The 21,198-nt window shown below is 69.0% G+C and carries 20 protein-coding genes and 1 pseudogene; 2 read left to right on the top strand and 19 right to left on the bottom strand.

The window, feature by feature from the left end; all coding sequences use genetic code 11:
• Window positions 1-4: 4 nt before the first annotated feature.
• The 13 genes from ACP7A5_RS00230 to ACP7A5_RS00170 form a co-directional block, all read right to left on the bottom strand.
• Window positions 5-658 carry a hypothetical protein gene (locus ACP7A5_RS00230; protein WP_426040030.1) on the bottom strand — a complete coding sequence of 218 codons (654 nt, stop codon included), beginning with the start codon at window positions 656-658 and terminating at the stop codon, window positions 5-7.
• Between the two features lie 60 nt (window positions 659-718).
• Entirely contained in the window at window positions 719-1,933 is a 1,215-nt protein-coding gene (locus tag ACP7A5_RS00225) for an acyltransferase family protein (RefSeq protein WP_426040029.1), read from the bottom strand.
• Window positions 1,934-2,043: 110 nt separating this feature from the next.
• Complete coding sequence (gene ftsH, locus ACP7A5_RS00220; RefSeq protein WP_303694193.1) at window positions 2,044-3,993, bottom strand: ATP-dependent zinc metalloprotease FtsH; 1,950 nt, start codon at window positions 3,991-3,993, stop codon at window positions 2,044-2,046.
• A 56-nt stretch (window positions 3,994-4,049) separates the two neighbouring features.
• The gene (locus ACP7A5_RS00215) at window positions 4,050-5,336 is read right to left on the bottom strand and encodes a tRNA lysidine(34) synthetase (protein WP_426040028.1); all 1,287 of its coding nucleotides are present in this window, start codon (window positions 5,334-5,336) and stop codon (window positions 4,050-4,052) included.
• Between the two features lie 80 nt (window positions 5,337-5,416).
• Window positions 5,417-6,271: a tol-pal system protein gene (locus ACP7A5_RS00210; RefSeq protein ID WP_426040027.1), complete on the bottom strand. Its 855-nt coding sequence runs from the start codon at window positions 6,269-6,271 to the stop codon at window positions 5,417-5,419.
• Between the two features lie 40 nt (window positions 6,272-6,311).
• On the bottom strand, window positions 6,312-7,439 hold the full coding sequence (locus ACP7A5_RS00205; RefSeq protein ID WP_426040026.1) for a DUF3667 domain-containing protein: 1,128 nt from the start codon (window positions 7,437-7,439) through the stop codon (window positions 6,312-6,314).
• Between the two features lie 219 nt (window positions 7,440-7,658).
• The gene (pal, locus tag ACP7A5_RS00200) at window positions 7,659-8,213 is read right to left on the bottom strand and encodes a peptidoglycan-associated lipoprotein Pal (protein WP_426040394.1); all 555 of its coding nucleotides are present in this window, start codon (window positions 8,211-8,213) and stop codon (window positions 7,659-7,661) included.
• A gap of 119 nt (window positions 8,214-8,332) precedes the next feature.
• Entirely contained in the window at window positions 8,333-9,742 is a 1,410-nt protein-coding gene (gene tolB / locus ACP7A5_RS00195; RefSeq protein WP_426040025.1) for a Tol-Pal system beta propeller repeat protein TolB, read from the bottom strand.
• 139 nt (window positions 9,743-9,881) lie between these two features.
• The gene (locus ACP7A5_RS00190) at window positions 9,882-10,667 is read right to left on the bottom strand and encodes a hypothetical protein (protein WP_426040024.1); all 786 of its coding nucleotides are present in this window, start codon (window positions 10,665-10,667) and stop codon (window positions 9,882-9,884) included.
• A gap of 3 nt (window positions 10,668-10,670) precedes the next feature.
• Window positions 10,671-11,138 (bottom strand): ExbD/TolR family protein, encoded by a 468-nt coding sequence (locus tag ACP7A5_RS00185; RefSeq protein WP_426040023.1) that lies wholly within the window; start codon window positions 11,136-11,138, stop codon window positions 10,671-10,673.
• 3 nt (window positions 11,139-11,141) lie between these two features.
• Complete coding sequence (gene tolQ / locus ACP7A5_RS00180) at window positions 11,142-11,918, bottom strand: protein TolQ (protein WP_426040022.1); 777 nt, start codon at window positions 11,916-11,918, stop codon at window positions 11,142-11,144.
• A 144-nt stretch (window positions 11,919-12,062) separates the two neighbouring features.
• The gene (locus tag ACP7A5_RS00175; RefSeq protein ID WP_426040021.1) at window positions 12,063-12,521 is read right to left on the bottom strand and encodes a YbgC/FadM family acyl-CoA thioesterase; all 459 of its coding nucleotides are present in this window, start codon (window positions 12,519-12,521) and stop codon (window positions 12,063-12,065) included.
• Window positions 12,518-13,981: an alpha/beta hydrolase gene (locus ACP7A5_RS00170; protein ID WP_426040020.1), complete on the bottom strand. Its 1,464-nt coding sequence runs from the start codon at window positions 13,979-13,981 to the stop codon at window positions 12,518-12,520. Before ACP7A5_RS00170 ends, ACP7A5_RS00175 begins: the two co-directional genes overlap by 4 nt.
• Before the next feature lie 122 nt (window positions 13,982-14,103).
• Between ACP7A5_RS00170 and ACP7A5_RS00165 the strand changes: the two genes are divergently transcribed.
• The gene (locus tag ACP7A5_RS00165) at window positions 14,104-15,642 is read left to right on the top strand and encodes a serine hydrolase domain-containing protein (RefSeq protein WP_426040019.1); all 1,539 of its coding nucleotides are present in this window, start codon (window positions 14,104-14,106) and stop codon (window positions 15,640-15,642) included.
• A 4-nt stretch (window positions 15,643-15,646) separates the two neighbouring features.
• Here the strand turns inward: ACP7A5_RS00165 and ACP7A5_RS00160 are convergent, their stop codons facing one another.
• The 6 genes and pseudogenes from ACP7A5_RS00160 to ACP7A5_RS00135 form a co-directional block, all read right to left on the bottom strand.
• Window positions 15,647-15,901, bottom strand: a complete 255-nt coding sequence (locus ACP7A5_RS00160) for a BrnA antitoxin family protein (RefSeq protein WP_426040018.1) — start codon at window positions 15,899-15,901, stop codon at window positions 15,647-15,649.
• Window positions 15,879-16,154 carry a BrnT family toxin gene (locus ACP7A5_RS00155; RefSeq protein WP_426040017.1) on the bottom strand — a complete coding sequence of 92 codons (276 nt, stop codon included), beginning with the start codon at window positions 16,152-16,154 and terminating at the stop codon, window positions 15,879-15,881. The genes ACP7A5_RS00160 and ACP7A5_RS00155 overlap by 23 nt, the downstream gene beginning before the upstream one ends.
• Window positions 16,151-17,194 (bottom strand): Holliday junction branch migration DNA helicase RuvB, encoded by a 1,044-nt coding sequence (gene ruvB / locus ACP7A5_RS00150; RefSeq protein ID WP_426040016.1) that lies wholly within the window; start codon window positions 17,192-17,194, stop codon window positions 16,151-16,153. Before ruvB ends, ACP7A5_RS00155 begins: the two co-directional genes overlap by 4 nt.
• 178 nt (window positions 17,195-17,372) lie before the next feature.
• Window positions 17,373-17,990 (bottom strand): Holliday junction branch migration protein RuvA, encoded by a 618-nt coding sequence (gene ruvA, locus ACP7A5_RS00145; protein WP_425988875.1) that lies wholly within the window; start codon window positions 17,988-17,990, stop codon window positions 17,373-17,375.
• 137 nt (window positions 17,991-18,127) lie between these two features.
• Window positions 18,128-18,649 (bottom strand): annotated as a pseudogene (gene ruvC, locus ACP7A5_RS00140) (crossover junction endodeoxyribonuclease RuvC); the annotation flags it as partial.
• A 46-nt stretch (window positions 18,650-18,695) separates the two neighbouring features.
• Window positions 18,696-19,385 (bottom strand): MgtC/SapB family protein, encoded by a 690-nt coding sequence (locus tag ACP7A5_RS00135; protein WP_426040015.1) that lies wholly within the window; start codon window positions 19,383-19,385, stop codon window positions 18,696-18,698.
• Window positions 19,386-19,518: 133 nt separating this feature from the next.
• Between ACP7A5_RS00135 and ACP7A5_RS00130 the strand changes: the two genes are divergently transcribed.
• Entirely contained in the window at window positions 19,519-21,198 is a 1,680-nt protein-coding gene (locus ACP7A5_RS00130) for a M20/M25/M40 family metallo-hydrolase (protein WP_426040014.1), read from the top strand.

Here is a 21,198-nt window from a genome sequence, read left to right as displayed (position 1 = left end):
GGAGTCAGGCGGCCCGGCCTGCTTGCGCTTCGCGCAGCATGATCCAGCCCGGCAGGGCGAACAGCAGGAACAGGGCGGCGGTGCAGACATAGAGATACTGGTCCGGCTGGCGCACCAGCAGGCCCAGGGCCACCGCCGTCAACCAGCCGCCGGCCGACGTCGCCAGCATCCACGCCTTCTTCTTCAGCACCCAGGCCACGGACCACGCCGCCGCCTGCAGCCCGAACACCACGGCCGGATAATAGAGCCAGAGGGCGAAGTCATTGTCCCGCCACGCCCCGACGCCGAAGATGATGATCATGGCCAGATTGACCATGCCCGCGCTGGAGAAGCCCGCGTTCAGCGTCCGCGTCGCGAGCGGCCCGCGATTGCCGCCGCCTTGGCGCATGTCCCGGATCGAGGCCCAGGCGATGGTGGCGCAGACCGCGACGGTGATGCCGATCACGAAGGCCAGATTGGCCAGGTCGGGCCAGCGGATCACACCGACCATCTGGCCGATGTGGAACAGGCACTGCAGTCCGTACAGCAGCCCGCCCGCAAGATAGCAGATGGCCATGGTGATCGACGGCTTACCGCCGCCCTCGACGATCGAGCGCAGGAAGGCGAGGTCGGCTTCCGCAGAACGGGGAGCGGACGGCTTGCTGGAGCTGGCGGGCATGGGCGATTCTCTCGTGCGACCGGCCCGCCCGGGGTGGACGAGCCGGCCGGGCTTGGCAAGCTATTCGGCGGGAACGGCCGCGACGGGATGAGCCTTGCGCCACGGCACGCGCCGCCCGTTCAGCCAGCGGCCCATGAAGCTGTGGCGGATCAGCAGCTCGTAGGTGATCAGGCAGACGGCGAAGACGACCAGCGACACCCCGCCCAGCTTCAGCCACCACGGCCCGGCCCAGTCCTGCACCCAGACCTGGGCCAGCATGACCAGCGGCAGGTGCAGGATGTAGATCCAGTAGGAGGCGTCGGCGAGGTAGCGCCGCACCGCGCTGTGCCCCGACAGGAAGCGCAGGCACAGTCCCATGGCCGAAAAGGCGGAACTGTAGACCGCCAGGGCCGTCACCGCCGCTGCGATCGCCTTCTCGTCGGTCAGCTCGACCATGGGCGTGATCTTCGGTCCGCCGGCCAGACTGTAGGCGGCGGCGCCCGACACCACGGCGATGGCCAGGAACGGGGGCGTCCAGGCGGCGATCCGGTTCAGCAGGTCGCGCCGACGGTCCAGCAGGAAGCCCAGGCCGAACGCCAGGCCGAACCCGACCAGCGACGCCGTGTGCGGAACCAGCCCCGCATCCGGCGTCGGCACGGCGAAGAAGGCGATCCATTTCGGATCCAGATACAGGGCCAGGGCCAGGGGCGCAGCCAGAACGGCAGGGGTCCATGGGCCGATCAAGGCGCCGGTGAACCGGTCCGCGACCCGCCCCCAGCCGCCGTCCTTGTCCAGCATCGCGAACGGCGCGCGCAGGATCAGGACCGTCGCGTAGAACAGCGTCAGCACATACAGGAACCAGAGATGGGTCAGCGGGACGTTGGTCCAGTCGTAGGTCGGCGGCGGAGGCGGCGGGGCGCCCGGCACGATCAGGCCGTTCATGTGCGACGTCCAGATCAGGGCTCCGACGATGCCGACCATGACCGGGAACCAGAAGGCGGCCAGCGGTCCCGTGATCCGCAGGACCCGGTCCTTCGCAAAGCTCAGCCACCCCCGACGCGCCAGCATCATATGGGCGAACAGTCCGGCGATCAGGAAGAAGGCGGTCATCCGGAACAGGTGGATGACGAAGAACAGCCCCGCCACGCCGATGGACCGGCTGTCGTCCGCGACGATCCAGATCTGCTGCGGAAAGAAGGCGAGGCTGGCGTGCAGGACGACGCCCAGCAGCAGGGCGCCCGCCCTCAGGGCGTCCAGTCCATGCAGCCGTTCCGGCCGGTCGGTGTCGGTGGTCATGATGGATCTCCCCTCGTGTGGAGAGCGGTTTCTCACAGACTTGTTTGAAATGCAAACCTGTTCACCAAGAAGAACCCCGCCTCGATCTCTCAAGGCGGGGTTCCAAAGGCCTAGTGGACGGTCGGGTGCTGTTCCGAGGCCACGACGCTGACGCCATCCGACACGGGGGTGACCGGCACGGAGACCGAGGGACCGGCGTTGGGGAAGTTGTTCTCGTCGCGGTTCGGCGCGGCGCCCTTCTCCAGCAGATCCTTGATCTCCTCGCCCGACAGGGTCTCGTACTCCAGCAGGGCCTGGGCCAGGGTTTCGAGGTCGGCAGCCCGGTCCGTCAGGATCTGGCGGGCCTCGTCCCAGCCCGAGGTGACCAGTTTGCGGACCTCGGCGTCGATAGTGCGCGCGGTCTCTTCACTGATGTTCTGGCTGCGGGCGACCGAGTGACCCAGGAAGACCTCCTGCTCGTTCTCGCCATAGGCCACGGTGCCCAGGACGTCGGAGAAGCCCCACTGGGTCACCATGCGGCGCGCCAGCTTGGTGGCCTGCTGGATGTCGGAGGAGGCGCCGGAGGTGATGTTGTCCTTGCCGAAGATGATCTCCTCGGCGACCCGGCCGCCGGCCAGGATGGCGATGCGATCGATCATCTGCTGGTACTTCATGGAATAGCGGTCGCCTTCCGGCAGCTGCATCACCATGCCAAGGGCCTGCCCGCGCGGGACGATGGTCGCCTTGTGCACCGGGTCGGCCATCTTGACGCTCATTGCCACGAGGGCGTGGCCGCCCTCGTGATAGGCGGTCAGGCGGCGCTCCTCCTCGTTCATGGCCATGGATTTGCGCTCGGCGCCCATCATGACCTTGTCCTTGGCGTCCTCGAAGTCGCGCTGGGTGACCATACGCCGGTCCTTGCGCGCCGCCATCAGGGCCGCCTCGTTGACCAGGTTGGCCAGGTCGGCGCCGGAGAAGCCGGGCGTGCCGCGCGCGATGGTCTTGGTGTTCACGTCGGCGGCCAGGGGCACGTCCTTCATGTGCACGCGGAGAATTCGCTCGCGACCGGCGACGTCCGGGTTCGGCACCACGACCTGACGGTCGAAGCGGCCGGGACGCAGCAGGGCCGGGTCCAGCACGTCGGGACGGTTGGTGGCGGCGATCAGGATGATGCCTTCGTTGGCCTCGAACCCGTCCATCTCGACCAGCAGCTGGTTCAGCGTCTGCTCGCGCTCGTCATTGCCGCCGCCGAGACCCGCGCCCCGGTGACGACCGACGGCGTCGATCTCGTCGATGAAGATGATGCAGGGCGCGTTCTTCTTGGCCTGTTCGAACATGTCGCGGACCCGCGACGCACCGACGCCGACGAACATCTCGACGAAGTCGGAGCCGGAGATCGAGAAGAAGGGCACGCCCGCCTCACCCGCAACAGCGCGGGCCAGAAGCGTCTTGCCCGTACCCGGAGGGCCCACCAGCAGCGCGCCCTTGGGGATCTTGCCGCCCAGTTTCTGGAACTTCGCCGGGTCCTTGAGGAAGTCAACGACCTCCTGCAGTTCCTCCTTGGCCTCGTCCACGCCGGCCACATCGTCGAAGGTCTTGCGACCCTTGTGCTCAGTCAGCAGCTTGGCCTTGGACTTGCCGAAGCCCATGGCCCCGCGCGCGCCGCCCTGCATCTGGCGCATGAAGAAGATCCAGACGCCGACCAGCAGCAGGATCGGCAGCAGGCCGATCAGCAGCCCCTGCCACCACGACTGGCGCGTGGTCTTCACATCCACCTCGGCGCCCGAGGCGCGGATAGCCTCGACCAGACCCTCGTTCGGATAGGGGGTGGTGGTCACGAAGCGGGTGTCATTGCGATAGGTCCCGGTGACCTGATCGCCGCGAACCGAAACATCCTTGATCTGACGGCCTTCGACCGCAGTGACCAGTTCTGAATAGGTGATCGGATCGGGCCGGCCCTGCGCCTGGGCGCCGGGGGCCTGGCCGGGCATCGTCGCGCCGCCATTCTGGCTGATGGCGGCATAGACGGCCAGCAGGCCCAGTATGATCACGCCCCAGATCGCCAGGTTACGCAGGTTCATTGGTCTGAAATCCTCGTCGCCGCCCTCGTGAGCCGGCAGATGTTACGTCGTTGTCGTCAAAATAGGTCAGGCGGCGGCGTTTCGCCATGGATGGTTCCGGCAAGGTCGCTTTCCTGCGTCGTTTCGCCCGAGGACTCCCACTGGGCGAGGCTCAGACGGCGCGGTCCCAGGGTGCGAACCTCGGCCTTTCTCCATGCAAGAACCGGCGCACCCCCGCCGTCCCGGATCAGGACCGGCAGGGCCGCCCGCGCCCAGGCCGGAACCGCATTCCCGATGGCGCGATCCGCCTTCGACAGGGCGTTCAGGCGACCCAGCGCGGCGGCAGCGGTCCAGCCGGGTTCGCGTCCGGTGATCTCATAACGACCGTCCCAGACGACAGACACGCCGGCCTGAAGCGCGACGTCCGGGACGGGACGGCGCCGCATCTCTCCGGCCTCGCGACCGACGATGACGCTCTCGCCGAGCGCCTCGATCCGTGCGCCGACGAGGGTGGCGATGAAGTCTTCGCCTGACGCCAGCCGACCAGCGAGCGCCTGCAGCCGATCCCCGCGCGGCGGCGTCTCGTTTCCGGACGCACACAGCAGGGCCGCGGCCAGAGCCGCAGAGGTGGTTGAGCGATCCACCACGAATCCCTCTCCCAGTGGGAGAGGGATTGAGCGCACGACGGCCTGCCGTCGTTCTTGCGCGAAAGGCTGAGGGGCAAGGCCCTCACCGGGACGCACCGGCCCCCTCACCCTTTCGGCTGAAGACGCATCGCTACGCTCTGCGAGCCTCAAGCCCTCTCCCCCCGGGAGAGGGCTCAATGCTGCACGCGCTCGTCCTCGCCCGAACGCCGCATTCCCCGGGTCCTCGATCCAGTCCTCCCCGGCCTCGCGCAGAACGGCACGCAGCGCCTCGCGCCCCTCCCCGAGCATCGGGCGCAGCAGCATCAGCCCCCGCCCCTCAGGCCAGGCCGGCGATGGCGACCATTCCCGCAACCGGCCGAGGGTCGTGCCCCGCTCCCGCATCCAGTCGCCCTCGGCGATGTCATCGACCGTGTGGGCGAACAGCACGACCTTCGCCCCCGCCTCGCGCGCGGCCTCCGCAATCAGGCCATGCCGGGCCCGGCGGGCGGCGGCGGGCAGGCCGGTCGACGGCTTCGCCCCCTCCCAGCGACGCTCGATCCAGTCCGCCCCCGACGCCCGGGCCGCCGCCTCGCAGCGCCGGCTCCAGTCGCGGCTGTCGGGGTTCAGCCGATGATCGACCGTGATCGCCAGCAGCCGTCGGCCGGACGCCCGGGCCCAGGCCGCCGCGATCCGCAGCAGCGCCATGGAGTCCCCGCCGCCGGACAGGGCCAGGGCCACGGGATGATCGACGTCCTTCTGAAGCCGCGCCTCCAGCCGCGCCGCGACCCGCCCTTCCAGCCCGGTCGGGTCGGTCGGGTTCAGCGGCAGCCTGCCCGCGTGCGGGTATCGGTGGCTATGGCGCGCAGGGCCGGCGTCGAGGTCGCCTGATAGCGCCGGACGTATTCGCCCAGGGCCGCACAGGCCTGAGCGTCCCGGTTCGTCGCTTCCAGCCCGCGCGCGAGCTTCAACGTCACTTCTCCGGCCCACGGCAGGGTCGGCCAGCCCGACAGGGCGGTGGCGTACTGCTGCACCGCGCCGGCCTGGTCTCCCGTGGCGCGGATGATGTCGCCGATGCGCCAGACGGCTTCCTTGCCCGACGGCGTGTCCGGCCAGTTGGTCGCCACAGCCTCCAGCGCGGCCCGCGAGGCGGCCGGGTCGGTCACGGCGCGGGCGGCGGCCAGGTCGGAAACCGCGTCCCCGGTCGGCGAGCGCGGCCCGCGCGCGGCCTCCTCGGCGGCGGCGGCGGCTCGGGCGGCGTCCTCGGCAGCGCTCTCGATCCGTTCGACGCGGGCGTCCGCATCGTTCAGCCGGCTGCGCAGGGCGGCATTGTCACGGTCGCTCTCGTCAAGCTGGAAGGTCAGTCGCTCGATGTCGCCGTTCACGCGCTGGACGGTCGCTTCCATGTCCTGCAGCCGGCGATCCATCTGGGACACGCGTCCCTGCAGGGCGATCAGTTCGGGATCAGACTCGACCAGCAGGGGCTCGCCGACCTGATTGTTACGCTGGATAAGGGCGCGCTCCAGCCGGCGTACGTTGCGGTCCAGAGTGTCGAGGCGGCGCACATCCCATTGGATGGCCGGCAGGGGCTGGGTCTGGGCGATGACCGCGCCGCCGATCAGGCCGCAGCCGACGACGGCGAGGGCGATGTTCCGGAACGAAAATGGGCTCTTCATGAGGCTACAGCTTTCATCGATTTGAGGCCGCCGCAAGGCGTCAGGAAGTCAGCCCCAGAACGATGATGCCCAGGATGAAGAAAACCACCACAAGGAAGCTGAAGATCAGCAGGGCGACCGTTCGCCAAAGCGCCGAAAAGATCGAAAGCCCGTAGGTCCCTCTGAGTTGTGCGAACATGTGGACCGGAACCGTGAGGGTCAGCAGGCCGCCGATCGTTCCCCCCGCCATCGCGCGCCAGTCCTTGCCAGTCCCGGCAAAGGCGTCGAGCGCGATCAGCGTCATGCTCAGGATCGCCATGAAGGTCAGCGAATACAGCACGAAGACCCCGTGATCATACCAGGTGAAGCCCCGCTTCCAGGCGAACAGCAGCCAGACAAACGGGATCGACAGCGGCACCAGCAGGAAGGCGAATTTGTAGAGGGTCTGCTGGATTTTGTAGAGGGCGAAGTCCGGGTTCGCGAGCTTGTGCAGGATCTTCTCCTGCAGCTTCTTGTCGCCGAATCCGATGGTGACGTTGCCGTCGTGGACGGCGTCGGCGACGCTGGCCTGCCAGCTGCCTTGTGTCAGGCCGTCCGCGCGCGGCCCGGCCGTGCGTGCGGCCTCGAGAGAGGCCAACTGGGACTGGCTTGCGGCGAGCCCGGCCCGCATGCCCGCGAGCGCGCCTTCCGCCCCCGGCTCGCCCGCTACTGCTCGCGCCTCTGCGGCGATGATCGATGTCTGCAACTCGGCGACGCCTGTGCGGGCGTCCGCGATTCGTTCTTCCAGGCTTTCGGTCTGGATGACCTGGGAGCCGCTGAAGCTCAGCAGGAAGAACATCAGGAAGACAGTGAACAGGAAGATGGCCAGGGGCGAGACGTAGCGGGTCCGGGCCCCCGCGATCCATTCGCGGGTCAGCCTGGAGGGATTGAGCAACAACAGCGGCAGGGTGCGCCAGATTCGGGCGTCAAAATGCATGACGCCGTGCAGCAGCTCCTCGCCGAGGTGCAGGAGGCTGCGATGCACGTGGGTCGGCTGGCCGCAGTTGGCGCAGAAATTTCCGGTGGTCGGCTCGCCACAGTCGCTGCAGGTCCCGGCGTGGTGCTCGCCGGCCTTGCCCGTCGGCTTCTCGACCGCCCCCGCGATCAGGCCGCCGGTCGCCAGACCGCCCGCCGCATCGATATCCACCATGGCCCCCTCCGGCGCTGTGTCGACCCTATGTGCAGCGCAGCGGGGGAGCGAGCAAGGGCGCAATGTCTCCTCCCCCTGCGAAGCATGGGGAGGTGGATCCGTAGCAAAGCGAAGGAGACGGAGGGGTTCTTGCCGCTCCTCAGAACCCTCGGTCAGCTCGCAAAGGGGCTCGCCGCCACCTCCCCATGCGCAAGGGCGCACCGGGAGGAGACAGGCTTCTTACTGGGCGCCTGAAACGATCGCCGTGTGGCCGTTACGGTTGCGGGCCCACGAGTCCTCGCTGGCGCCTTCCGCGATCGGGCGCTCCTTGCCGAAACTGATCGTGTCGATCCGGCCGGCCGAGACGCCGCGTTCGATCAGATAGTTGCGGATCGATTCGGCGCGGCGGGCGCCGAGGGCGAGATTGTATTCGCGGGTGCCGCGTTCGTCGGCGTTGCCCTCGATGCGGACCGTGATCTGCGGATAGCGGGCCAACCAGGCCGCCTGGGCGTCCAGGCGCGGATAGGCCTCGGGGCTGACCGAATAGGAATCGAGATCGAAATAGATCCGGTCGCCGACATTGACGACGAAGTCCTGTTCCGAGCCGGGCGCGCCCGAACCGATATTGCCGCCGTCGATGCCGCCGTTGCCGGGGCCCGGGTAGGCGGGGTTGTCGATCGCCGGTCCGTCCGTGCCGTCAGCCACGCCGGTCACCGGGCGGCGGGGCGCGCAGGCGGCCATCGAAAGGGCGACCAAACCGACCAATGCGAACCTGGTCATGTTGGATGCGGTCATCATCGGGTCATCTCCTCATTGGCGGTCCTGCGAAGCTTGAGCATAGGTCGCGAACCGTGGCTTTTGTCTGCGCCGTCACCGGCGATAACGCATTGTTGTTCGGGAAGGTCCCGAGCGGTCTAGGAAGAACAGCTGTCGGCGCCCTGGCCGCCGCCGAGGTTGTTCGGGCTGTCGTCCAGCAAAGGCGACCAGGCGGGGTCGGACCCCCGCCCCTGGTAGCCTGACTGGGCGATGACGCGGCCGGACAGATCGACCATCCACAGGTTGGTGTTTCCGCCCCGCGTCTGGCGCGAGAACATCAGATAGCGGCCGTTGGGGGCCCAGGACGGGCCTTCCTCGAAATAGGACCGGCTCAGCATCCGCTCGCCGGAGCCGTCGATGTTCATCACCCCGATGCCGAACTGACCGCCGCCGGACTTGGTGAAGGCGATCAGGTCGCCGCGCGGGCTCCAGGCCGGCGCCGTATAGCTGCCGCCGCCTCTGCTGATCGGACGCTGGCCCGAGCCGTCGGCATTCATGACATACAAGCGTGGAGTCCCCGTCCGGTCGGAGTTGAACACGATCCGCGTCGCGTCGGGGCTGAAGGACGGCGAGGTGTCGATGCCGGGATCACTGGTCAGGCGCGACAGCTGCCGGGTCCTCAGGTTCATCACATAGACGTCGGTATTGCCGCCCCGGATGATCGAGAAGGCCACCTTGGACCCGTCGGGCGAATAGCGGGGCGCAAAGGCCTGGCCGTCGAACTCGCCCAGGCTTTCACGACGGCCCGTGGTCAGGTTGTAGAGGTAGATGCGGCTGTAGTCCTCGCCCAGCGCCATATAGGTGATCTCGTCCGGGTTGGACGAGAAGCGCGGCGTCAGGATGATCTCCGAGCCATCGGTTAGGAAGACGGGATTGTACCCGTCCTGGTCCACGATCGCGAGGCGCGACAGGCGGTTCAGCTCGGTGCCGCTCTCGGCGACATAGATGATGCGAGTGTCGAAGATGCCGGTCTCGCCGGTCATCCGGGCATAGACGACATCGGCGATCTTGTGCGCGATCCGGCGCCACTGCTCTGGCGTAGCGGTGAAATTGTAGCTGACCAGCTGACACTGACGGTAGGGGTCGTAGAGGCGGAAGCCGAAGTCGTTGCGGCCGTCCGGGCGCGGCGTGACCGAGCCGTAAAGCACCGCCTGGGCGCCGATCTGGGTCCACTGCTGGAAGTTCGGCGCATTGGCCAGGCTTAGATTGGTCTCGATGAAGCTGGCCGGGTTGATCGGCTCAAAGAAGCCCGAGCGCCGCAGATCGCCCGACAGGACGTCAGCGATCGACGTGCCGTTCTGGCCGCTGAATGGCGCGACCGCGATCTGGAACGGCCGCAGCACCCCCTGGTCGATCTCGACCTCGATCGGTTCCCCGGTCTGGGCCGGCTGGGCCTGGGTCTGCTGGCGCGACGGACCGTTAGGGTCACGGGCGGACTGGGCCTGCGCGAAAGAGGTCGCCGCGATGCCGATAGCCGCGACGGTGCTCAGAAGCAGGTTCAGACGCATCGATGTCTCCAGGCGCAGCGGGAATGTCCCGGTCCTTATCGCCAGACCGTGTGACAAACGCCAGCATGGCGGCGAATGGGGCGACTTTCGGGACGGCAACCTTTGCCGGGCGAAGCGTCAGGGACGGTCAGGATCGCAATCAACGGTTCCGGCACGCCCGTTCGGTGACGAACACCGGGCGATAGGCGCCGCCGGGGAAACCCGCGGGCACGTCGAAGGGCGCGGTCTGACGGATGGCGCGCAGGGCGCCGTCGGCGGCGGCGCGATAGACGGAATCGGAGCGCGGATTGCGCAACGTCGGCCCCGCCGTGATCCGCCCGTCGGCCGACAGCGTCAGGTCCATCTCGATCCGCAACTGGTTCGCGCCCGGGATGTCGCAGGGCAGGGTCCAGTTCGGATAGACCTGGTTGAAGATGGCGGTCAGCTGCGGCCCCGTCGCCTGGGCCGCCTGTCCCCGCCCCTGCTGCCCCGTGGCCGGACGCGGACCGCGGGTCGGCGCGGGTCGGCGCGGACCGGCCAGGGCGTCCAGATCCAGCGACGGCTGCGGCTGGGCCGGGGCCGGGCGCGGCGGCGTGGGACGCGGCGGAGTCGGTCTGGGCGGCGTGGGCCGAGGCGGGACAGGTCTCGGGGTCGGCGTCGGCGTAGGCCGGGGCGTCGGGGCGGGCGGTGTGGGCGTCGGAGGAATCGGCTCCGGGGGCGTCTCGACCGGCGCGGTCGCCGCCTCGTCGGTGACCAGTTCCTCGGACGGATTGTCCGGCGCGGCCGCCTCGACCACCATGTCGGAGACGATCGACACCGGCACCGACGACACCGTCGGCAGGATCTCGGCCTCGCTCTCGGGCCAGCGGATCAGGAACATCGCCGCCACGCCCGCGTGCAGCAGGATGGCGCCGAAGATCGCCGGTGACGGACGCGTGGCCGCCATGGCTCAGCCTTCCCCGCCCGGAGCCGGTTCCGCCGTGTCGGTGATCAGGTTCAGCTTGGTGAAACCGGCCGCCGACAGCCGCGCCATGACCCGCGCCACGGCCTGATAGGGCGCCCGCCCGTCGGCCCGGACGAAGATCGACAGCTCCTCGCGGTCCACGCCATCGGCGGCCTCGGCCACCCGGTCGGTCAGGGCGTCGTAGGCCGTCTCGTCGCGCTGGACGAAGATCGCGCCTTCGCGGTCGATCGACACCGTCACCGGCGGCTTGTCGGTCTCGACCGCGCTGGCCTCGGTCTTGGGCAGTTCCACCGGAACGCCGACGGTCAGCAGCGGCGCCGAGATCATGAAGATGATCAGCAGCACCAGCATCACATCCACCAGGGGCGTGACGTTGATCTCGCTCAGCGGCCGTTTGCGGGCGCGGCGTCGGCCCCGAACGTGGCCTCCGCCTCCGCCTCCACCCATCGCCATGGCTCAGACGCTCCGGCGGAAGGACAGGTCGGGAGCGGACGGCGGCGGCGGGGGCGGCGGAGCGACCGGGGCCGGGCCTCCGCCCAGACGGCGCGCCACGGCAGCCTGCAGGTCGTCGGCGAAACTTTCGAGCCGGCCGGTGAACTTGCCCGCGTCGATCGAGAACTTGTTGTAGGCGATATAGGCTGGGATGGCCGCCGCCAGACCCACGGCCGTGGCGAACAGGGCCTCGGCGATGGCCGGTGCGACCGTCGTCAGATTGGTGTTTCCCGCCGCCGCGATCCGCCCGAAGGCGTTCATGATGCCCCAGACCGTGCCGAACAGGCCGATGAAGGGCGAGGCCGTAGCGACCACGGACAGCACGCCCAGGCCTTCCTCGATCCGCTGGCCCTCGCGTGCGATCAGGGAATCGAGGCTGCGGTCGATCCGCGAGATCAGGAGATTGCCCTCGGTATCGGTCAGCGGCCCCTTGCGCCGCGTCTCGCGCCAGTCCGACAGGGCGATCACCAGCATGCGCGGCAGGGCGTGGGCGGGCTCCGGTCCCGCCTGGGCCGCCACATCTTCCAGCGACCGGCCCGAGGCGATGGCCTTTTCGAAGGCGTTCGCCTGGGCGTTCAGGGCGGTGAAGCGGAAGGCCTTGTCGATGATGACGGTCCACGACCACACCGAGGCGACGGCCAGCCCGACCATGACGCTCTTCACCACCCAGTCGGCGGTCAGGAACAGGGTCACCGGGTTCAACATCGAGGCCTCGGAGGCGACAGTGGCGGCGACAGTCATGGGCGGATCCTGGGGAGAACAGTCGGATTCTATCGAGCCACGTGGCGTGGCGGTTCTATGGCCGAAGGGCCGATGGAGCGCCGTCGATTCCTGACGACCGCCGGTCTGCGGCGGAATGGCCACGGAAACGGGCACCGACGGAGTCTAGCCAGCGCCGCCCGGTTGCGCCAGCCAGGGTGTCACCGCCTCGACCAGCGCCCTGGTCGGACGTCGCGGCCGACCGTCCAGGTGGATGCAGACGGCGGTGACATCGGCCCGGCACAGCGCCTGCCCGTCACGCTCGATCACCTGGGAGATCATCAGCCGCACCCCCTTGATCGCGTCATAGGTGGTGCGCACCACCAGGGCGTCGTCGATCCGCGCCGGCTTGACGAACTGCAGTTTCATCTCAGCGACCACGAAGGCCAGCGGCGGATCGATCTCCAGCAACTGCGCATGACCGATGCCCGCCAGCCTCAGGAAATCCGACCGCCCGCGCTCGAAATACCGGACATAGTTGGCGTGATAGACCACCCCGGTGAAGTCGGTGTCCTCGTAATAGACCCGCAGCGGCAACAGGTGCGCGCGACCCTCGAAACGGCCGGCGGTGGGGCTGTCGGTCATGCGGCCGGCGGGTCCAGGGTGAAGTCCAGCGGCGTGTCGGCGACCGGCAGACAGCTGCGGTCCACCGGCGCCGACGGGTCGCGCAAGAAGTCCCGCGCCATCCTGCGCGTACAGGGGCTGGCGCCAATCACCCCGTGCGTCGCATTGGTCACGATCACCACCTGGCTGTTGGCGTAGCCGCGTGCGGCGGCCTCGGTCAGGGCCGGCGGGCAGCCGGGATCGATCTCGGCGGCGACGAACAGGGTCGGGATGTCGGTCACGACCGGGGCGTTCTCGATCGGGTCGGCCGGCCGCTCGCCGATGGCGTCGCAAACGTCAAACAGTCGCGACAGGGACGGGACCAGGACCTCCGCAACCGGATCGCCTGCCGCTCCGGCCACCAGCCGCGCCTTCGACTCGAACGGCAGCTCCTCCTTGCACAGGTGGGCCATGTGCTGGCCTTCGAAATAATAGGTCCTGTTCCCGGCGATCTCGGCGACGGGTGTCAGGTCGCCGGCGATGATCCTGTCCAGAGCGGCCGGCAGGCGATGCACGCCGACGCGGCTGTAGGTCGTGTCCATCAGGAAGGCGGACAGATCGTCGACATTGAACGTCCGCCCGTCCCTGCCCGTGATCGGCCCGGCCAGCCAGCGTCGCGCCTCGGTCTCGAACCGGGCCTGCATGTCGGGATAGCGGGCGCTGCATTCCGCCTGGGCCGCGCACTTCGCCAGGATGATCCGCACGGCGGTTGAGACCTGCTCGGGCGTGCCAACGGCCCAGTTGCCCTCGGGCGGCCACGGGCTGTCCATCACTACGGCGCGCACGATCTGCGGCTGATGGGTGATGACGGCGGCCTCGATCCGGGGCCCGTAGGATCCGCCGCGCAGGTCAATCTTCTCCAGCCCCAGCACCTGGACCAGGTCGCGCACATCGTCGGCGATGGCGGCGGCATTGTACCAGTTCAGATCGATCCCCTGGGCCTGATAGTCGCGCAGACAGGCAATCAGCCCGTCGCGATCCTCGTCCGAGGGCGGCCCGGCGTCGGTCAGTTCGACGCCCGGGCAGTCCATCGACGGCTTGCCTCGCCCGCCGCCCCTCTGGTCGAAGAAGATCATGTCCTGATCGACGGCGACAGCGTCCGGGTTCTGCTGCGCGGCCTGCAGCATCCGCCCGACGCCCGGCGTCGAGGCCCCGCCCGGCCCGCCGTGGAAATTCACCACCGGCGGCAGCAGACGCCCCGACGCGTCGCGATACGGCGTCGACGCCTTGACGATCACCACGGCGATATCGATCCGCCGCTCGCTCGACCCGTCACGCGCCTCGTCGACCGTCAGCGTGCCGCAGCGAACCTCGCGCACCCCGGTCGGCCACTCGGCCGGGCAGGCGGTGTCGATGAACACCGGATCGGCGGCGAGGGCGGGCGCGGCCAGCGCGATCCCGCCGAACAGCAGGCACAGGGCGGCGAGTGCGCGAAGGATCATGGACGGTCTCCGGTTCGCCGACACCAAAGTCCCGCGCCCGGCGCTTGGCAAGCCGCTCGCAAAAGTTATCTGGCGCGCCAGGCGAGCGAAGCGCTAGCTGTGCGGCGTTGGAGGGAAACGCCATGCATCGCAGCCTGACCGCCGCCGTCGCCGCCCTGGCCCTCGTCGCCGCCATGCCGGTCTTCGCCCAGACACCGGACCCGACCGCCCCGGCCGCTCCCACGCCGGCGACCTTCGACGAGGCCGTCGGCCAGATCGATGCGAACTTCGACCGCTGGCAGACCCAGGCCCACGCGCCCGGCCTGATCTGGGGCATCGTCCAGGACGGGCGTCTTCGTCATGTCCGTTTCACCGGCCAACGCAATCTCGACAGCCAGGCGCCGGTGGACCTGCACTCCCTGTTCCGCATCGCCTCCATGTCCAAGGCCTTCACCGCCCTGGCTATCCTGAAGCTGCGCGACGAGGGCAGGCTGTCGCTCGACGACCTCGCCGAAACCCATGTGCCGGAGATGGCGCACTGGACCTACCCGACGGCGGACTCGCCGCGCATCAAGATTCGCGACCTGCTCAATCACGCCGCCGGCTTCGTCACCGACGATCCCTGGGGCGACCGCCAGCAGGTCCTGACCGAGGCCGAATTCACCGCCATGCTGGAGGCGGGCGTTCCCTTCACCCGCAGTCCGGAGACAGCCTTCGAATACTCCAACTTCGGCTACGCCCTGCTGGGCCGGATCGTGACCCATGTCTCAGGTCGTCCGTACAATGAGTATATCCGGCAGGAGATCATGCAGCCGCTTGGCATGACCGCGACAGGCTACGATGTCTTCGCGTCCAACCCGACCCGGCGCGCCCTCGGCTACCGCTGGGAGAACGAGGCCTGGGCCCCCGAGCCCGACATGCGCCACGGCGTCTTCGGCGCCATGGGCGGGGTCGAGACCAGCGCGCCGGACTACGCGAAATGGATCGCCTTCCTGCTGTCCGCCTGGCCCGCCCGCGACGGCGAAGAGACCGGCCCTGTGCGGCGTTCGACGGTGCGCGAGATGGCGACCGGCTCCAACTTCGTCGCCGCCAGCCTCCGCACCCTGCCCGACGGCACGCCCTGCCCGGTCGGGGTCGCCTACGGCATGGGTCTGCGGGTCCCGGCCGACTGCGAGCTTGGACAGGTCCTGGCCCACGGCGGCGGCTATCCCGGCTACGGCTCCTATATGATCCTGCTGCCGGAGCGCGGCCTCGGCCTCTTCGCCTTCGCCAACCGCACCTACGCCGGCCCGTCCGCGCCCCTGCTGGAGGCCGCCAACCTGCTGGTCCGTTCCGGCGCCGCCCCCGTGCGCGACGCGCCCGTCAGCGACGAACTCGCCGCCGCCTACGCCGCGACCGGCCGTATCTGGGCCGCCGCCGACGTCTCGGTCGAACAGAACCGGCTGGCGATGAACGTCCTCATGGATCGTTCGGTCGAGAACTGGCGCACGGTCCTCACGACGGCGAAGGTCGATGCCGGCGACTGCGTCACCGACACGCCCGTCGTCGCCACGGGCGCCCTGTCCGGGATGTTCGACTGGACTTGCGAAAATGGCCGTATCTCGGGCCGGGTCCTGCTGGCCCCAACCACGCCGTGGTCGATCCAGGCCCTGAACTACCGCCTGATCCCGACCGAACCCTGACCCGTCAGGCCGCGTGCTTCTTCCGCGCCGCTTCGTTCAGGGCTTCGGCCATACGCTCACGCCAGTCGTCGCCCTCTTCGGCGAACGCCCGGATCGTCTCGGCCGGAAGTTTGAGACCCACCTCGCCCAGACCCGCCAGCCGGGCATAGGCCTCGGGAGACAAGACATCGCGCGCCGGTCGCATGCGCGCGATATCGGCGTCCGTCAGTTCGGGGTTGTCCCAATCTTCCGAAGGATCAACCGGTGCGGAGTTCGTCATACTTCCTGACCTCGCGCGGGTTCGCCCGACGCAGACTGATGATGCGGGTGATGTCGTCCCGCTCTTTATAGACAACGACGTGAACGCGGCCGTCGATCGGCAGATAAGCATACCATCGAGGTTCGCCGTAGTCTCGCCGATCGTCGGGCGCGATGAAGGCGGCCGTCCAATCGCCCGCTGCCGCCAAGGCGAGCGACACGCCATGCTTGGCGCGGTTGACGGCGTCCTTAGCCGGATCAAAGTCGATGCTCACTCGAACAGGCCGCCCTGCCCCACGCCCTGCGCCGTCGGAGGCTTCGGCGGCTCCGTCAGGCCCAGATGCGCATAGGCCTTCGCACACGCCATCCGTCCGCGCGGCGTTCGCTGGATGAAGCCCTGTTGCAGCAGATAGGGCTCGATCACATCCTCGACCGCGTCGCGCGCCTCGGCGATCGCCGCCGCCAGAGTGTCCATCCCGACCGGCCCGCCGCCATAGTTCTCGATCAGGGCCTTCAGGAAGCGACGGTCGTTCGCATCGAGCCCCGCCTCGTCGATCTCCAGCCGCGACAGCGCCCGCGCCGCCACGATGCGGTCGATCACCGCCGCCCCCTCCGCCTCGGCGAAGTCCCGCACCCGGCGCAGCAGCCGCCCCGCCACGCGCGGCGTGCCTCGCGCCCGTGAGGCGATCTCGCGCGCGCCCTCGTCATTGATCCCCGTTCCCATCTTCCGGGCGGCCCCGGTGATGACCCTCACCAGTTCCTCCGGCGTGTAGAATTCGAGTCGCAGCGGAATCCCGAACCGGTCGCGCAGCGGCGTCGCCAACAGACCCGCCCGCGTCGTCGCCCCCACCAGGGTGAAGGGCGCCAGATCGATCCGCACCGACCGCGCCGACGGTCCCTCGCCGATGATCAGATCCAGCACATGGTCCTCCATCGCCGGATAGAGGATCTCCTCCACCGTCGGGGCCAGCCGGTGGATCTCGTCGATGAACAGGACGTCGCGCGGTTCGAGATTGGTCAGGATGGCCGCCAGATCGCCCGCCTTGGCTAGGATCGGGCCGGAAGTGGCGCGGAAGCCGACGCCCAGTTCGCGCGCCACGATCTGCGCAAGCGTCGTCTTGCCGAGTCCCGGCGGCCCGAACAGCAGCACATGATCCAGCGCCTCGCCCCGCCCCCGCGCCGCGTCGATGAAGATCTTCAGATTGCCCTTGGCCTGCTCCTGCCCCACGAACTCCGACAGGGTCTGGGGCCGCAGGGCGCGGTCATAGGCTTCGCCGGGGGCGGGTTCCGGCGAGATGATGCGGTCGTCGGTCATACTGCCCTTCTCCCCTTGCGGGAGAAGGTGGCCGAGCGAAGCGATGTCGGATGAGGGGTCACGCTGACCTCAACCCTCTGCATTGGCCGAGCCCACTCCAGCCATCGGCGCGACCCCTCATCCGTCAGCGTTCGGCTGCCACCTTCTCCCGCAAGGGGAGAAGGGATGTTGATGTCCCTCACCGCCCCAGCTCCTGTAACGCGGCCCGGATCACGGCCGACAGTTCGGCGTCATCGCCCAGCCGGATCAGCGCCTGATCCACGGCCCGGCGCGCATTGACCTCGGCCACGCCCAGCCCCAGCAGGGCCGACACGGCCTCGCCCGTCACGCTCGGAAGCGGCGGTGCGATCTCGGCATGCACGCCCGCAGCGCTCGGCGTGAACGACACATCCCCCAGCGACTTGCCTTTCAGCTCGGTCACGATTCTCAGCGCCAGTTTCGGACCCACCCCGTTCGCTCGCCCGATCGCCGCCTTGTCGTCCCGCGCGACCGCGCTCGCCAGTTCGCCCGGCGGCAGGACGTCCAGCACCGACAGCGCCGCCTTCGGCCCAACCCCCTGAATCCCGGTCAGGGTCGTGAAGGCCCGCCGCTCGTCCCGCGTCAGGAAGCCGTACAGGCGCGGCCCGTTCTCCGCCGACCAGCTCGATTCGATATGCAGGGTCGCCTCGTCGCCCGGCGCCGGCAGTCGCTGCAGCGTCCGCGCGCCGCACGTCACCACATAGCCCACGCCCGCACAGTCGATCAGGCAATGCCCCTCCTCGACCTCGGCCAGAACGCCTCTCAGCCGCCCGATCATGTATTCCTCCCCCTTTGGGGGAGGGGGACCGCAGCGCGCTTGCGCTGGGGTGGAGGGGGCTCACCGCGAAGAAGGTGTCTGGCTTTGGCCCCCTCCACCGCTATGCGGTCCCCCTCCCCCAACGGGGGAGGAATAAGCAGGGCCCGCTTGCGCAGCTGCGCATGGGTGATCGCCACCGCCAGCGCATCGGCGGCGTCCGCCTTCACGTCCCCGGCGGCCCCTTGGCAAGACTGGGGCAACAGCCGTTTCACCATGAAGGCGATCTGGCTCTTGTCGGCGTGGCCGGCCCCGACCACCGCCTTCTTGATGAGATTGGGTGAATACTCCGCCACCGACAGCCCGGCCTGCGCCGGGGCCAGCATCACCGCCGCCCGCGCGTGACCCAGTTTCAGCGTCGACGACGGGTTCACATTGACGAACACCTCCTCGATCGCCGCCTCGTCGCAGGAATAGGCGGCGCAGACCTCACCCACTTTCTCGAGAAGCCAGAGCAACCGTTCCGACAGCGGCGCCCCTTCCGGCGGGGCGACCACCCCGTGCGCGATCCAGCGCAGCCGCGAGCCCTCGGCCACGATCACGCCCCAGCCGGTGCGGCGCAGGCCGGGGTCCAGTCCCAGAATTCGAGTCCCCCCGCCTTGATGAATCATGCTGTTCGTCATTCGTTCCAGTCATGCCTCAAACAAGGTTGACGGACAATGACCGCCGTCACTCCTCGCGAGGCAGGATCGAGAAGCCGGCCAGGCCGTCCTCGGCGCTGAGCTGGGTCACCAGGCCGTCGATGTCGATCGGCACATGCCCCTTTACCTTGAGATGATGCTCATGGATGGCCCCGTCATGGCTCATCACATGCCCCAGACGCACCACCTTCACACCCCTGAAGCGCAGCAACTCGCGCACGGCCACGCCGTTGGGCGCTTCGCCACGCTTCCAGCGCAGGGTTACGTCCATCACCCCGACATGCGGCAGCCTCGCGTCCAGCACGCGCAGGATCCCCAGCACGCCCAGGGTGGCGCCCGACCCCAGCAGGGCCAGGTCCAGCATCCCCACTCCGAACAGCACCCCGATGGCCGAGGTCACCCACAGCGACGCCGCCGTGGTCAGGCCGTGCACGGAAAACCCCTCGCGGAAGATCACCCCGGCGCACAGGAAGCCGATGCCGGTCAGCAGGCCGTGCGACATCCGTGTCGGGTCGATGACGACCGTCTGACCCGGCAAGGCCGTGAAGGCCCAGGTCGACTGGTGCATCGCCGCCAGCATCAGCAGGCACGAGGTCAGACAGACCAGGATATGGGTCCGGAAACCGGCCGGGTGGCCGTGATAGGTCCGCTCCACGCCGATCAGGCCGCCCGCCGTCATCGCCGCAGCGACCGGCCACAAAAGATTCAGATCGAACACCAAATACGCTCCGGGAACTGACGAATCTTCACGCTAGTCCCCTGATGTCGCCGCATGCAAGTCCGGCGTGATCCGGGGCGGGACAAGGGCGCGGCTTCACGCTAGCTTCGACGCCGAACGAGAGGGATCCATCATGTCGAACACAGCCGGCGCCGTCGTCGCGGCCCAGAGGATGCGGGCGGAGCGCCGGATGATCGAGGCGCTGCGGGCCGCCGAGGCCTTCTCGCCCGACAGGGCCATCCCCCTGGCGCCCGACCGGAACCTGGCCAGACTCGCCCTGCGCGGCCTGCTGCGCCAGAACGCCATCCGTCAGGCCCGGGCCGGCTTCTACTACCTCGATGAGCCCGTCTATGCGGCGGTCCGCAAGAGCCGCCAGCGCCTGCTGATCGGCGTGGGCGTCATCGCCGTCGTCTTCGGCGTGGCCCTCGCCATCGCCACCTCCACCAAGGCCCAGACCGCGCCGGCGCCCCGCCCCGACCAGCTCGCCTTCCGCGCCCTCTACGAGGAACTGGTCGAGACCAACACCACCCTGTCCGAAGGCAGCTGCACCCTGGCCGGGGAGCGTATGGCCGCCCGCCTGACCGCCGCAGGCTATCCGGCCGCCGACGTCCGCATCCTCGCTCCGGCGGACCGGCCGAAGGACGGCAATCTGGTCGCCACCCTGCACGGCTCGGACCCCGACGCCCCCGCCCTGCTGCTCCTCGCCCACATCGACGTGGTCGAGGCCAATCCCGCCGACTGGACCCGCGATCCCTTCACCCTGGTCGAGGAGGGCGGCTATTTCTACGCGCGCGGCGCCAGCGACGACAAAGCCCAGGCCTCGGTCTGGGTCGATACGCTCGTGCGGCTCAGGCAGGAGGGGTTCGCCCCCGCCCGCGACATCAGGATCGCACTCACCTGCGGCGAGGAGACCGCCGACGTCCACAACGGCGTCGAATGGCTGCTGGCCGAACACCCCGAGCCCCTTCAGGCCGGTTTCGCCCTGAACGAAGGCGCCGGCGGTCTGCTCGACGATCAGGGCAATCGCCTCGCCCTCGCCGTCCAGGCGGGCGAGAAGATCTATCAGGACTATACGCTCGAGCTGACCAACCCCGGCGGCCACTCCTCGCGCCCGAGGAAGGACAACGCCATCGTCGCCATGGCGGCCGGCCTCGCCCGCGTCGGCGGCTACGATTTCCCTCTCGAACTGAACCCGGTCACCCGCGCCTATTTCGCGGCCCTGGCCGGGACCCAGCCGCAACACGCCGCCGACATGCGCGCCATCAGCGCCGCCGCCGGTCCCGATGCGGAGGCCGCCGCCCGCGTCTCGGCCGCCAATCCGTCGTGGAACGCGACCCTGCGCACCACCTGTATCCCGACCCTGATCGACGGCGGCCACGCCCCGAACGCCCAGCCCCAGAAGGTCACCGCCAACATCAACTGCCGCATCCTGCCCGGCCATACGGTGGCCGAGACCCAGGCGGAACTGACCCGGCTGATGGCTGATGCCGCCATCTCCATCACCCCCGTCGGCCGCCCCAGCCCGACCGCCCCGCCGCCGGCGCTGTCCGACGCCGTCATGGGTCCGATCCGCGAGGTTGCGGGTGAGATGTGGCCGAACGTGCCGATCCTGCCGACCATGGCGACCGGGGCCACCGACGGCCGCTTCACCAATGCGGCAGGCATCCCGACCTATGGCGTCACGGGCATGTTCGGCGATCCCGACGGCGGCGGCGCCCACGGCCTCAACGAACGGATTCGCGTCCGCTCCCTCTACGAGGGCCGCGACTTCCTGTTCGAGATCGTGAAGCGCTACGCGATGCAGGGCGGCTGA

Source organism: Brevundimonas sp. TWP2-3-4b1 (assembly GCF_049897665.1).
In the GTDB taxonomy this organism is placed as follows: domain Bacteria; phylum Pseudomonadota; class Alphaproteobacteria; order Caulobacterales; family Caulobacteraceae; genus Brevundimonas; species Brevundimonas subvibrioides_B.
The sequence above is the reverse complement of the archived record's forward strand: the minus strand, read 5'-3'. Positions and strand labels throughout refer to the sequence as shown.